This is a genomic window from Diplocloster modestus, assembly GCF_019042245.1.
GTDB classification, from domain to species: domain Bacteria; phylum Bacillota; class Clostridia; order Lachnospirales; family Lachnospiraceae; genus Diplocloster; species Diplocloster modestus.
The window spans coordinates 23,663-36,913 of record NZ_JAHQCX010000019.1 but is presented as its reverse complement, the minus strand read 5'-3'; the positions used below and the strand labels follow the sequence as shown (position 1 = coordinate 36,913).

At 50.9% G+C, this 13,251-nt stretch carries 10 protein-coding genes and 1 pseudogene; 2 read left to right on the top strand and 9 right to left on the bottom strand.

The window, feature by feature from the left end; all coding sequences use genetic code 11:
- Positions 1-4: 4 nt before the first annotated feature.
- The 9 genes and pseudogenes from KTH90_RS20675 to KTH90_RS20640 form a co-directional block, all read right to left on the bottom strand.
- Entirely contained in the window at positions 5-832 is an 828-nt protein-coding gene (locus tag KTH90_RS20675) for an alpha/beta hydrolase (RefSeq protein WP_238727409.1), read from the bottom strand.
- Between the two features lie 226 nt (positions 833-1,058).
- Positions 1,059-1,190: pseudogene (locus tag KTH90_RS25595) on the bottom strand (IS30 family transposase); the annotation flags it as partial.
- Positions 1,191-1,234: 44 nt separating this feature from the next.
- Positions 1,235-2,128, bottom strand: coding sequence for a glycyl-radical enzyme activating protein (locus tag KTH90_RS20670; protein ID WP_158353617.1), 894 nt, complete (start codon positions 2,126-2,128; stop codon positions 1,235-1,237).
- Positions 2,129-2,168: 40 nt separating this feature from the next.
- Positions 2,169-4,412, bottom strand: coding sequence for a pyruvate formate lyase family protein (locus KTH90_RS20665; protein ID WP_238727408.1), 2,244 nt, complete (start codon positions 4,410-4,412; stop codon positions 2,169-2,171).
- Positions 4,413-4,427: 15 nt separating this feature from the next.
- Positions 4,428-5,453 (bottom strand): zinc-dependent alcohol dehydrogenase, encoded by a 1,026-nt coding sequence (locus KTH90_RS20660; protein WP_238727407.1) that lies wholly within the window; start codon positions 5,451-5,453, stop codon positions 4,428-4,430.
- 125 nt (positions 5,454-5,578) lie between these two features.
- On the bottom strand, positions 5,579-6,433 hold the full coding sequence (locus KTH90_RS20655; protein ID WP_238727406.1) for a carbohydrate ABC transporter permease: 855 nt from the start codon (positions 6,431-6,433) through the stop codon (positions 5,579-5,581).
- Positions 6,418-7,353, bottom strand: a complete 936-nt coding sequence (locus KTH90_RS20650) for a carbohydrate ABC transporter permease (protein WP_158353622.1) — start codon at positions 7,351-7,353, stop codon at positions 6,418-6,420. Before KTH90_RS20650 ends, KTH90_RS20655 begins: the two co-directional genes overlap by 16 nt.
- Positions 7,354-7,492: 139 nt before the next feature.
- Positions 7,493-8,896 (bottom strand): extracellular solute-binding protein, encoded by a 1,404-nt coding sequence (locus tag KTH90_RS20645; protein ID WP_238727405.1) that lies wholly within the window; start codon positions 8,894-8,896, stop codon positions 7,493-7,495.
- Between the two features lie 205 nt (positions 8,897-9,101).
- A complete protein-coding gene (locus KTH90_RS20640) occupies positions 9,102-9,932 on the bottom strand; it encodes a helix-turn-helix domain-containing protein (protein ID WP_238727404.1) in 831 nt (276 codons plus the stop codon).
- A gap of 89 nt (positions 9,933-10,021) precedes the next feature.
- Here KTH90_RS20640 and KTH90_RS20635 point away from each other — a divergent pair, with 89 nt between their 5' ends.
- Positions 10,022-11,200, top strand: coding sequence for a Gfo/Idh/MocA family protein (locus tag KTH90_RS20635; RefSeq protein WP_158353627.1), 1,179 nt, complete (start codon positions 10,022-10,024; stop codon positions 11,198-11,200).
- 265 nt (positions 11,201-11,465) lie between these two features.
- On the top strand, positions 11,466-13,250 hold the full coding sequence (locus tag KTH90_RS20630) for a cache domain-containing sensor histidine kinase (RefSeq protein ID WP_158353629.1): 1,785 nt from the start codon (positions 11,466-11,468) through the stop codon (positions 13,248-13,250).
- The last annotated feature ends 1 nt before the right edge of the window (position 13,251 follow it).

Below are 13,251 nucleotides of genomic sequence, written 5' to 3'. Positions count from 1 at the left end.
TTGCTCAATCCCGCTCTTGTACCAGCCACCAGTCCAGCAGTCCTTCCCACCACTCTTCCCTGCGCCCGATAATATCCATGTGGTTAGACGGCGTACCGGTCACATAGTGGAATACGAGTCTGTCCGCCGCTTCCGGATATAAACCGGACAGCTGGGACCGGAACCGCTCGGCGTTCTCCGGCGGGATGTGATTGTCCTCTTCTCCCAGGATCAGGTACATGGGCGGACAATTCTCATAGCGCTCCAGGTGGGTGATGGGGTTAAACTGCTGGTAAAAAAAGGAGGCGTAATGATCCGGCGTTCCCGGGTCCAGGATGCGGTCAGGCCGGAACAGATCATACATACCCGGTCTTAACCAATCAGGCGTGGCGATAATCGGGGCTCCGCGTCTGATTCTGGAGTCAATCCCCGCCACACAGATCGTGATGTCGCCTCCCATGGATATCCCGCCCATGCAGATCTGCGGCAGCACCCCAAGATCCGAGACAGCCCAGTCAATGACCCTCTCCACATCCAGGACCGTCTGTCCTAAGACCGGCCATCCGTAACGCCTCATGTTCGTAAACACGCGGGCTTTCACGTCATCCTGATCCATTCCCCGCTCTCCGTGCTGATAGAGATCGAAGGCCAGCCCGATATATCCCCGGTCTGCGATATCCGCAAGATAGGGGATCAGTTCTTCCTTCTTACCGCCCAGTCCGCTCAGGAATAGAGCAAGTCTGCGTTCGGGCTGCGGCTCTGCCGGCTCTTTATAGATGACCGGTATGCCGTCCACCCATTCTTTGGTTACTTCTGCTCCATTGATCTGCTGCCGCTGCTTTTCATTTTTCATGGTTTTTCCCTTTCCCACTTTTGTGGAACTTGCAGACACTCTGCGCCTCATCCACTGTATTATTTTTCCTGCCTTTAACCTATAGGGCATAAGTTACTTTATTACATGCAATATTTACAGAATAACATGGAAAAAAAGCATAAGCAAGACATACCAAAGAACACAGGTTGTTAGTGTAGGATGGAAAGCGGACCACTGGAAGGTAGTGTAATTCGTCTAAGCTGAAGGGGAAGAGAATCCTATCCTTCTTATGCAGTTCATGTTTCGTCATATTGATACCAGCTCTGGAATCAGAGAGTTTTTCGCAGTATTTCCTGTCTGCGAAACGTGCATCACAGCGGTATTTGTGAGCAACCGATTCCTTCCAGGTAATCCCTGGACACGCAGCCCCGCGAAAAAGGGTTACTGATCTAAAGAATGGTATACCGGAACATATTCTTCCAGCGCTTTTTTCAGCTCTTCCATCTGTACTGCATCCATAGGCAGAAAATCCGGCGCAGGCCGTCCCAGCAGCCGGTACTTCCCCTCCCCAAAGGAATGATAGGGCAGCAGATCGATCCTTTGTATTCTCCCCGGTTTCCGCAGAAGCTCCCGGAAGCCTTCCTTCTCGGCCGACGAATCATTGATCCCCCTGATGCAGGGTATGCGCACCCATACATCCGCCGTGTCCTTCAGCCTCTTCAGATTCTCCGCGATCAGACGGTTATCTGCGCCGGTCACCCTCTGATGCAGCTCCCCGTCCGCGCATTTCAGGTCGTAGAGAAATAAGGACGTGTAGGGCAGGATTCTCCGGAAATGCTCCCACGGAACCGATCCTGCCGTATCTACCGCCGTGTGGATACCAGATCCGGCGCATTCCCGGAGCAGCTCTTCCAGAAAATTGATCTGAAGCATCGCCTCTCCCCCCGAAAATGTCACCCCTCCCCCGGAGTGCCGGTACAAGGATACATCTTTTAAAATCTCTTCCATTACCTGAGAAACCGTCATGGTTTTTCCTGATATTTCCAGAACTCCCGGGTAGCAGACGGAAGCGCATTTTCCGCACCCGGTACACAGTTCCGGTATAAAGCTCCCGCCCTTTCCCAGCCTTCTGGCCCCGGTAGGACAGACAGCCGCGCAGGAACCACAGGCGATACAGCCCAGCTCTTTTATCAGCAGCTGGGGGGCTCTCTCCTGTGACTCCGGATTATGGCACCACAGGCATCTGAGATTACAGCCCTTGAAAAATACCGTCGTGCGGATACCCGGTCCGTCGTGAATACTAAAATGCTGGATATCAAATATCATTCCGTCCATATGTACCTCCCGCGGCGCGTAGCGCCGCCCCCTCTTAGTTCTAATGCGACCGGTTTCTGGCGATCATCTCGTCCTGAAGCTCCCGGTCCAGCGCGGTAAAGTACGCGCTGAACCCCCAGACCCGTACCACCAGGTTCGCATACTCTTCGGGGTTCTTCTGTGCCTCCATAAGTACCCCCGCGTCCGTAAGGTTAAAGTCAAAGACACTTCCCCCCGCGTCCAGGAAGCTGCGGATCACCGCCTCATAGATCTTAGGCTCCATCTGATTGGGGGAATAGGGAAGATCGAGATAGAGAACTGCCGAAGCCGGATGATTTTCCAGATTCAAAGCGCCCAGCCCTTCCATGATACGGCTTATGTTGGTATGGCCGGTAGTTTCGCCGGGGCCGATCCCTCTTGAAAGAATCTCCCCTTTTCTTCTTCCATCCGGAGTGGCCTCCGTCCCGCGAAGTGAGACATAGCCGGTATTCGTAAACAGGGAATTTTCAAACCAGCCTCCTCGGGTATTCGGCATACCGGAGAAGATCAGGGTCAGGTCGTCCGCCAGCCGGGAAGCCAGCCGGTTAATTTCACCGTTGTCTTTTCCCCATTTATCCACCCGGTTTGCCAGATACGCTCTGGTTCTTTCATTTCCTTCAAAATTCCCGGACAGGCATTCCCGCAGTTCTTCCAATGTCAGAAATTTATCTTCATACACCGCCTTTTTAACGGCAAACAGGGAATCTGCCAGCGTCCCGAACCCGACCGGCGAGAAGCTGGAGGTATTGTATTTCGCTCCTCCCCGGGTCATATCTTTTCCCTTTTCTACACACCCGGTTATGGTCGATGAATACAGAGGGCAGGGGTTATAGCCATACCATTCCCGCTCGAATGCATTGAAATATCCGCTTACCCGGTGCACGATCTGTCTCGCCTTTCCAAGAAAACAGGCATAAAATTCTTCGAAATTCCGGCAGGAATCTGCCCGGACCGCTTCCAGCTCCTCGTGCTCCCAGAACCCTTCATCCCCCACACGAAGCGTCAGCAGTAACAGCTTGGGAAGGCTCATGTAGATATAAGCCCGGCAATTCACCTCGGTTTCACTTAAAACCGGTTCCTGGCAGCCTCCCGCCACATAAAGCCTGCTGTCCCGAAGCTCTTTTCCCTGACGGACCTGGGCAGGGATCAGTACCTCATCGTTAAATACGGACAGTACATTTTTCCCCTGTCCCGCGATCCTGGCCAGACGCTCAAAAAACTCCGCAGGATGGCTCCGGCTGATTCTGGCCTGAAGCTTAGGGTTCACCAATTCCTGCTCTTCGTAGATCTCCAGTATCATACGGGTTAGCTCGTTATAGACAGGTCTTCCTTCCTGATCGCAGCCGCCGACCGTCATGGCCGTGTTCGCTCCGCCGTCGGGCGGATTCGTGCGAAGATCCCATTTGGCATCTGTCAGATTCAGGGCAAAGGACAGCAGATCCTTAGCCTCCTGTCTGTTGAGCCGGCCTTCTTCCACATCCTTTTCATAATAAGGATAAAGCAGACGGTCAAAATGTCCGATCACCGCGATACCGATTCCCTCCAGTCCCATCACGATCTCCCGCATGAACCAGATCGTGTTCAGAGCCTCATAGAAGGTCTGGGGGGCCTCGGCCGGTACTCTCGCCGAAGTACGCGCGATATGGAGCAGATTTCCGCGCACTTCCTCGTCTCTCTCCGTCCCGGCCATAGCTTTAGCCTCACTGGCAAAGCGGTTGGCAATTTTCTTTAAGGATTCACAGCCGCAGATCACGCTGTCCAAAAAGGAAAGCTCTTGCATATCCCGGGTATTTTCTCTCTTAGCCGCGGCTTCAGCGATCAGTCCGTTTAAACCCAGACGCAGAACTTTCTCATAGCCGATACAGTGATGGGCAAAATCGATAAAGAAAAATGAGATAAACAGATTCCGCTCTTTGTAATAATCCCGGAAGCTGAAAAACCGTTTCTCAATATCGGAGTGTTTGCGCATCATAGTACCGCCGATTCCAGGTTCCGGCGGAAATCCTGCGGTCAGGCCGTTTCTGGCACGGCCCGTACATACTTCATAATAAAACGGGAAATATCGGAACACATGAACCGGACAGTGAACGGCCGCCTGATATATCCGGCTTTTTTCCGCACAAGGGAATGATTCGTTTTCCGCTTCTGCTTCCATCAGCATTTTTTCTGCTTCAGGCACGGGAATCGGATACCTGGAATAATACTCCTCAAATTCCTGATAAAATTTTTCCCTGTATTTCTCAAAAGATAGCACTCTGTCTGTCATACTGCGCCCCCTCATTTAGTCGAAGGTCAGGACCACTTTCAGTCCCTCCCTGTTTTTCACCAGTTCGAAACCCCGTTCATAATCTTCCACCGGTATCCGGTGGGTCACGTAATCGGATAGACTCAGTTGCCCATCCAGCACCAGAGCCGCCGCTTCCGTCTGTATCGTCACCAGATGCTCATAATCTGGCCATTGTACCGACCGGATCTCCCAGCAGTAGTCCGCGTCCTCCCAGGCCACCGCCTGGGTACTGTGCAGCCCGATCCCGTAGATACCGATCACGCCCTCCGGTTTCACGCTTCTTAAGCCATGGCTCAGAACCGCTCCGTTCCCCACCGCGTCTATGAACAGATCCGCCTTTCCCATCTCTTCCCGGATGCGTGACGTCAGGTCTTCTTCCCTGGTGTTGACCGCCACATCCGCTCCCAGCTGCAGGGCTTTTTGCATCCGGGCCAGGTGGTGGCCCCCCAGAAGGATTTTCCCCGCGCCCATGATCCGGCACAGATTGGCCATGGCGATCCCTACCGGTCCGCAGCCGGCGATCACTACATCGAGTCCCGGCCTCATATCCAGCCGTTTCAGCGCGCTGTAGATCTCCTCCAGCGTGATCAGCATACAGGCATCTGTACTGTCTATCCCTGCCGGCACCACGGTTTTGGACCAGGCTCCCGCATCCCGGACCGGAATCCCGTCCGCTTCCATGGCCTCACAGTCGGTTACCAGCGCATACTCCGAGAACCCTCCCCACAGGGAATAATATTGCCCGCTGTCCGGCAGCTCACTGCGCAGGACGATGTCATCCAACCGGTAATTTTTTACCTTTCGGCCTGTCCGTATTACGCGCCCCACAGCCTCGTGGCCCAGCACAGCCGGGTATGTACCGAAACCCTTCAGATGTCCCTTTGCAAGTTTCAGGTCCGTACCATTGCAGATACCGCATCCCACGGTTTTCACCAGCGCGTCGTATTCTCCCATCTCCGGCATCGGGATATCTTCCCGCAGAAAGATGCCTCCCCTGCCGTCTGTCACTAATCCTTTCATGATCCGATCTCCTTTTCTATTTCTTTCGTCTGCTTTCATCACCGGAAAAACTTCACCCAGCCATGCGGGTGATCCGCCCGGCAAGTGATCTGCCCGGCAAGCGGTCCGCCTTTTTCCAGGCGCACTCAGCCCTTTACCGCCCCTGCAGTCAGCCCTTTCTCCATTTTCTCCTGAAGCAGAATATACATAATAACCGGAGGCAGGATGCTGACCCCGATGGCGGCCATCACCGCGCCGTAATCCGAAGTGTACGCGCCAAAGAAAGACAGCAGGCCGATGGAAATCGTCTTTAAGTTATCATTTCCCAGGAACACCAGCGGAAACAACAGGTTATTCCAGGATGAGACGAAGTTAAAGATCGACGCGCTTGCGATGGCCGGCATGGACAAAGGAAGTATAATCCGGAAGAATACTGCCGCATGTCCCGCGCCGTCCATTACCGCCGCTTCCTCCAGTTCATCCGGCAGCCCTTTCATAAATCCTGTTACGATAAACACCGTCATAGACAGGCAGAAGGCGGAATACAGCAGGATCAGCACCGGATAGTTGTCGACGATACCGAATTTGCCAAGGGTAAAGGCTAACGGGATGATAACCGTCTGGATCGGAACCATCATCCCGGCCAGGAACAACAGATAAATAAACCCCTTGCCCCGGAACTTGAACTTAGCCAGTATGTAACCTGCCAGCGAACCCGTGAAACCGGTAACCAAAAGTGTCGCCACCGTCAGCACGATGCTGTTGCGGAAATAGATTCCTATTTTACCGATCTCCCACGCACGCACATAGTTATCAAACTGGGGCTGGGCAGGCAGTGAGAAAGGATTGGTAAATATCTCAGTGTTGTTCTTTAAGGACGAAACCAGAGTAAAATAAACCGGATAAAGGCAGATGACCGCGAAAAGGATCAAGGTCCCGTAGAGCAGCACCCGGCAGATAAACTTTTTCATTCTTGCTCTGGAATTTAACTGTTTTTCCATTTACTTTTCTCCCTCCTTTTACTCCGTTTTACACCGGAATCCTTATCCTGGTTCATCACCCTCAAAGATATGACGGTAAGGACCAGACTCATGAAGAACATGATGGTAGAGATGGAACTTCCGATGCCGTAATGATCATATTTGAATGCCTGATAGTATAACAATGTGGCAGGTACATGGGTCAGTCCATTCGGACCGCCTTCGGTCATAACGAAAACCATATCGAACACCTTCAGAACACCGGTGATGATCATGACCACGGAGATCTTAACTGACTCCCAGACCATAGGTATTATGATATAGAATACTTTCTTGACCTGTCCCGCGCCGTCAATGGTGGCTGCTTCCATTACGTCATCCGGTATCGCGTTGACCGCTGCCAGCCCGATCACGATATAATAAGCCACGCTGGCCCAGGTGGTGACCAGGATGATACTCATCATGGCCGTATTGCTGTTGATCAGCCAGCCGGTGCAGAACTGTTCCAGTCCCAGTTTCATCAGCAGTTGATTCAACACGCCGCTTTCATTAGGTTTTAGGATAAACTGCCATAGAAGTCCCGTGGCCGTTACCGGCAGGATCATGGGGATAAAGTAGGCAGCCTTGAAGAATCTCTGCCCGCGCTTAACATGATAGAGCAGGATCGCGAAAAAAAATCCGATGGGCAGCTGAGTCAGCAGTCCCACTGCCACAAAGAGCAGGATATTTTTCACTGCCTGATGGAACTGGGAGTTCTGGAACACAGAGATAAAATTATCCAGACCCACATATTTCAGCGGTACCCCCTGTATTCCGGGCCAGTCAAAAAAGGAAAAATAGAAGGACTGGATCACAGGAACCACCTCCAGCACCACATAAATCAGGAGTGCCGGGAGAAGAAACAGCAAAATGACTTTTTTATTACGACGGTATCGTTCCAAGCATTTACACCTCATTCTTTTTGTTTTTTTTACTTAGATTCCCGGGGACCGGAAAAGCCGCCCTCTGCAGCCGCCTGGCCGGCGGTGTTCCTGTTAAGGGCGGCTTATCCTATGCTCCTGCGGTAATTTCTGATTCTAATTATTGATTATTATCGATCTCTGACTGAATGGCCGCTGCCGTATCTTCCGGCGACGTGCCCAGCATCATTCCCACCAGCGCGTTTCTGGTGACATCCTGCATGGAATTCAGCATATCGTATTCGAACGTGTCGCCTCCCAGCTTCTTCAGGTCTTCATTTAATTTGATAGCCTTCGTAAGCATAGGACTCATCTCCATCCCTTCCGTATTCACATCGGTCCGCCCCGGAGTCTGTCCGCAGTCTTTCAGGCGGACTTCTTCTGAGAATGCATCATGGGTGAATTTTGCCCATTCCATCGTGATTTCTTTCTCATAGCCTTCCAGCTTTCCGTTATACACATGAGCGTCCACATATACAGCCGAATGATCCTTATAGGATTCCTGATCGCTGAAATAAGGGATCTGGAAGAAATCCAGAGAATCTGCGATCTCAGATCCCTCCGCATTGGGGATGAACCAGAGCGGAATACAGATCATGGCATACTTGCCGCTTAAGAAATTGGCGCTCTCCGTGCTCCAGTCGATACCCTCGAAGTTTTCTTCAAACGCGCCTCTGTCCTTGAAGTCCTTTAATGTCGTCAAGCAGTCCACCACTTCGGGGTCCGTCCATTTAGCAGTCCTGGCCCCGATGTTCTTAAAGGTATCGATACCGGCTTTGCGGTAAGCGACACAGTTAAAGAAATGTCCCAGCCGCCAGGTGTCCTTGGCGCCCATACCCATAGGCGTAATACCCGCCGCCTTAAGCTTATCGATGGCTTCGTACAGGTCCTCTATGGTCTCCGGCACCGACTCGATACCCGCCTGTTTGAACAGATCCTTATTATAAAAGATTACTTCCGGCTGCATCGCGAAGGGAATCGCATAGATCCCGTCCACACCATATCCGGACAAGTCAAAGGTGGACAGCGTGGGATCTGTCAGCCCGGAACAGAACTTCTCATCCTCCAGCATAAAAGACAGGTCCATCAGCAGGCCGTTTTTGGCATATTCCACCAGCGAAGCGCTGCCGTACTGCATCCACATATTCGGAAGATTTCCGGTGGCGATCGCAGTCTTCAGCTTATTATTATAGGCGGCTTCATCTGCCACCGAGTCGTCCCGGAAGGTTACATTCGGATGCAGCTTCACAAACTCGTCCATCATCTTCTTAAGCCACGGCGCCTGGGGATCACTGCCGGCGTATCTGGTCAGCACCGTGATCGTAACCTCAGGATCCTCTGTCTGGGCCGCATCTGCTGAGCCGTTCGGATCAGCCGTTTCCGCAGTCTGACTTTTATCTTCCGTCTGCCCGGGATCATTCCCCTCTTTACTCTCCTGGTTTTTGCTTCCGCATCCTGCTGCCAGGCCCGCCAGCATACAAACGGTCATTGTTAATGCAAGAAAACGCAATTTGTTCTTTTTCAACTCTTCTCCTCCTTATTCTATTCGTTATCCACAAAAACGCACTGTATCTGTTTATAAAGTTTCTGACAATCCGGATTGTCTGTCTGTGCTTTAATTAAAGCATGGAGTTACGCTTACAACAATGTAAGATTTTTGGTCATTTTTGAATATCTTTAGGTAAATTTTTTATGATCAAAGAAAATCAGGAAAATTATTTTATTTTAAATTATTTTTGTATTCCTTCCAGATAAAAGTCCTTATACCTTTTAGGTGTTACCCCCTTTATCTTCTTAAATACCTTCAGAAAATAAAAGTAATCCTCGAAACCGCACTTGGCAGCCACCAGGGCAATATCGTCACCCATAATAAGCAAATGGGCGGCATATTGTATTTTACGTTCCAGTACACACTGATGGATCGTACATCCATAACGTTTCTTAAATATACTGTTCAGTCTTCGGTACGTCATCTGGAATTCCTGTTCAAATGCGGCTGACTCCAGTCTGTACGGAAGATGCTCCAGAATCCACCGAAGCAGATGTTCCGCTAGCACATGTTCCCTCTTTTTACCAAATTGTTTTTTCCGCTCGTCCATACTCAGGATATGCAGGATGGATAACAAATGAAGTCCCAGCACTTCGTCCGTCAGATAGGCCAGCCGATAATCCCGGTACAGGGCCATGATCAGGGCGGTCAGATCCACCTCCGCGGACAGTTTCCCCCACAGGGGCAGACGGATGGTACTTTTATCAGTCTTCTGTTCTGTGTCTGTCTGCCGGCTTCTGATCTGAAAGTGAAAATAGTATACATCGTGCTGCTCCACATCCAGTCCATAATGGGGAATCCCCGGAGGCAGCAGAAAATATTCACCCGCCGCCGCGTAAATTCTATCTTTTCCCACCCTTATCGTACGTTTCCCCTCCACAACCACACCCAGGGTCCACATGTTCATCGTTCTGTCCGGATGCCGGTTTACCATGGCAATCCTGCCAAACTCTTTCACCGACAGCGGCGGGGTCAGCTCATAATATCTGCAGTTTATTTCCTTTTTTTCCATATATGATTTTTCCTCCATTGTTTCCGACTCTGGTGATTGATACATTATGCTTGTAAGAACACAGATCTTATATTGAAAGGAGCATCTCAATGAAAAAATTAAATGCAGCAATCGTCGGACTGAGTTTTGGGTTAGAATTTGTCCCTATTTACCTGGAGCATCCGGATGTGGAATCACTGGCAATCGTGGATACGAATCCCAGGCTGCTAAAAGCGGCGCGGGACCTGTACGGTATCCCTGAAGAAAAGTGCTTTACGGATATCGGGCAGGTGTTGGGTGATCCCATGATCGACGCGGTGCATCTGGTCACTCCTCCGGCCACTCACGCCCCTTTGTCGGTCATGGTGCTTAACGCCGGAAAGCACTGCGGCTGTACAATCCCTATGGGAATGAATCTGGATGAACTCTATCAGGTTCTGGAAGCCCGGGTAAAATCCGGAAAAAACTATATGTTTCTGGAGACAACGGTATTTCAGCGGGAATTCTTTTATGTAAAAGAGCTCATGGAAAAAGGAGAATTCGGCAGAATTCAGTATCTGTCCTGCGCCCACTATCAGGATATGGAGGGTTGGCCTTCGTATTGGAACGGATATCCCCCTCTGATGCATCCCACACATGCGGTTGGTCCTTGCTTAATGCTGCTGGGCGCGTATCCGGAGAAGGTATATGCCAGGGGCTCCGGCCGAATCCGTCCTGAACTTGCCAATGTTTATCAATCTCCTTTTGCTTTTGAGTCCGCGCTGGTGTCCCTGGAAGGCTGTGATGTAACGATCGAGCTGGAGCGTTTTCTGTACGGCGTCGCCAGAAGCTATTCTGAGTGCTTTCGCGTCTATGGAGAGAAGAAAAGTTTTGAATGGCAGCAGCTTGCCGATGAGGACCCGGTAGTATTTACCCGTACAGGACGGCTCGAGCATAATGAAATGTATCAGATTGACGGTGATGCCCGGCACTCCAGCAGAGGAAGCGAAATCATCCAGGAGCGTGTACATATACCGGATTACGCGCAGCTTCTGCCGGCTTCCATCGCCAGATTTACAAAGGAAACCGTGTACAATTCAAAAAACAGCCACCTATCCTTCACCCAGGGAGGCGGTCACGGCGGTTCCCACCCCCATATGGTCCACGAGTTCATCCGCTCCATTCTGGAGAACCGCCGCCCGGTCCCCGATGATATTCTGGGCGCCTACTGGACCGGCACCGGCATCTGCGCCCATCAGTCTGCCCTGGAAAACGGGCGTGAAGTCAGGATCCCCAAATTCCATATCTGACGGAATTTGCCCTTTATTTTAATGGCATTTTTTCTATCGTAAAGCCAGTATTCCCGTTTCACAATGGAAATAATTCAGCTATTTTTCATGTTTTTGGGGAAATACTATATTGGTATCTTATGATTAGGAAAATTTTTAGGTTTTAGTAAGCATTTTGGGAATTTTCATAACATGCCGTGAATAATTGCCTCCGGACAATTTGACATACTATAATAAAGGAGACTGAACCGTTGACTGTCAATGCTTTTAGATCAGGAGAGAATGTATGAGACATTGGTTCCGGAATATAAAACAAGCTTATCAAAACCTGCCAATCGCCAGGAAGATGGCATTCACCACCGTACTGGTTATGAGTCTTTTTCTGTGCATGATTACCGTCCTGTCAGCCACTATATCCTCGGAAATACTGATACGCAACAATTCCGAAGCGGCCAGCCGCAATCTGGAGCTGATCCGGCTGCGCACAGAAGATCTTCTGGATAACGCGGAGCAATTTTCCGGGATCGTAGTATCGAATTACTATATTCAAAAATCCCTGACCGCAGCGGATCAAAGCACACGTTACCAATATGATCAGTTGGTGGGCAGTATTCTGGATCCCATCACCTCCCCCCGTTCCTCCGTCAGTTCAATCGTCGTCTACGCACGGGACGGGCGGGCGGTATCCTCCAGCAATGTGAGAACATCGGCACCAGCGATACGGGAAGAATATGAAAGGTACGCGCCTACCATGGCCGGGGAGTGGAACCGTCTGTTCTGGGACGATATCCATGACCTGTCATATGAGACCGGTTCCGGGGATTCCAACCGCGGCGTATCTCTCAGACGTAATATTATCTCCATCAACGACGGGAGTATTGCCGGTTTTGTGGTTTTAAATATCAATGATCATGCCTTTACGGATCTGTACATGGATCTGTCCGCAGAAGACGGTGTCCGGATGATGATCGCCGACTCCTCCGGAAATATCATCTCATCCTCGGATGCCGGGGCTAGTCCGGACGGTATCCCGGCCGCTTCCTACTTCCAATGGATGCAGGACATCCGCAACGGAAGCCAGCGTTTTACCGTGGATGATGAAACATATCTGGTGAACACTTGCTATCTGGACCGGTTTGACTGGTATCTGATCAGTCTGTGTCCCTTGGATATCCTGCTGAATGACAGCCGGCAGGCTACAAAGTTCTCACTGCTCTTTGGCGTGGTCCTGCTGACCAGCGCCTTCGCCTTTGCTTCTTATCTGTCGAAAACGATCACCGTTCCCCTGCGCCGTCTGTCCCAGACCATGGATGAGGTGTCGGGCGGAAACCTGAATACGTATCTGGAACCTTACGGGATGGACGAAGTAGGTCATCTCACCATGAATTTTAACCGTATGGTGAATCATATGAAAAAATTGATGGATCAGACCTTCTTCGAACAGAAGAAAAAACGCAAATATGAGCTTCAGGCCCTTCAGACACAGATCAATCCACACTTCCTGTATAATACACTGGAGAGTATCTGCGCATTGATCATGCTGGACCGCAATTCGGATGCCCACGATATGGTGGCTAACCTGGCCAGCTTTTACCGCATGGTACTGGGTAAAGGCGAGACGATCCTGACCCTGCGCAGCGAGCTGGAAATTACGGAGCAGTATATCGCGATCCAGAAAGTCCGGTATGCCGAAGACCTGACATTTTCCATGCAGATCGAGACACAGGTTCTGGATTGTCCGATCATGAAGCTTACCCTGCAGCCGCTGGTGGAAAATGCCATCTATCACGGGATCAAACCAAAAGGAAGCCCGGGAACGATCCTCATCCAGGCCGTTCAAGACAGCGCGAACATCTTCGTTACCGTAGAAGACGACGGAATCGGCATGGACGATTCCCAGGTAGAAGAGTTAAACCGGCCGCTGAAGGATGGGGAAATACGTAAGGGTTTTGGTGTACGCAGCGTGGGTGACCGGATCAAACTCTATTTTGGTCCGGAGTACGGCATCCGCGTCTACAGCAATCCGGGGCTGGGAACCCGGATCGTGATCCACATTCCAAAGGAAGCTTAGA

Excerpts from the sequence above, each read along its gene's own strand:
- KTH90_RS20675 (WP_238727409.1), bottom strand. The coding sequence starts at position 832 with ATGAAAAATGAAAAGCAGCGGCAGCAGATCAATGGAGCAGAAGTAACC.
- KTH90_RS20670 (WP_158353617.1), bottom strand. The coding sequence starts at position 2,128 with ATGGACGGAATGATATTTGATATCCAGCATTTTAGTATTCACGACGGA.
- KTH90_RS20665 (WP_238727408.1), bottom strand. The coding sequence starts at position 4,412 with ATGACAGACAGAGTGCTATCTTTTGAGAAATACAGGGAAAAATTTTAT.
- KTH90_RS20660 (WP_238727407.1), bottom strand. The coding sequence starts at position 5,453 with ATGAAAGGATTAGTGACAGACGGCAGGGGAGGCATCTTTCTGCGGGAA.
- KTH90_RS20655 (WP_238727406.1), bottom strand. The coding sequence starts at position 6,433 with ATGGAAAAACAGTTAAATTCCAGAGCAAGAATGAAAAAGTTTATCTGC.
- KTH90_RS20640 (WP_238727404.1), bottom strand. The coding sequence starts at position 9,932 with ATGGAAAAAAAGGAAATAAACTGCAGATATTATGAGCTGACCCCGCCG.
- KTH90_RS20635 (WP_158353627.1), top strand. The coding sequence starts at position 10,022 with ATGAAAAAATTAAATGCAGCAATCGTCGGACTGAGTTTTGGGTTAGAA.
- KTH90_RS20630 (WP_158353629.1), top strand. The coding sequence starts at position 11,466 with ATGAGACATTGGTTCCGGAATATAAAACAAGCTTATCAAAACCTGCCA.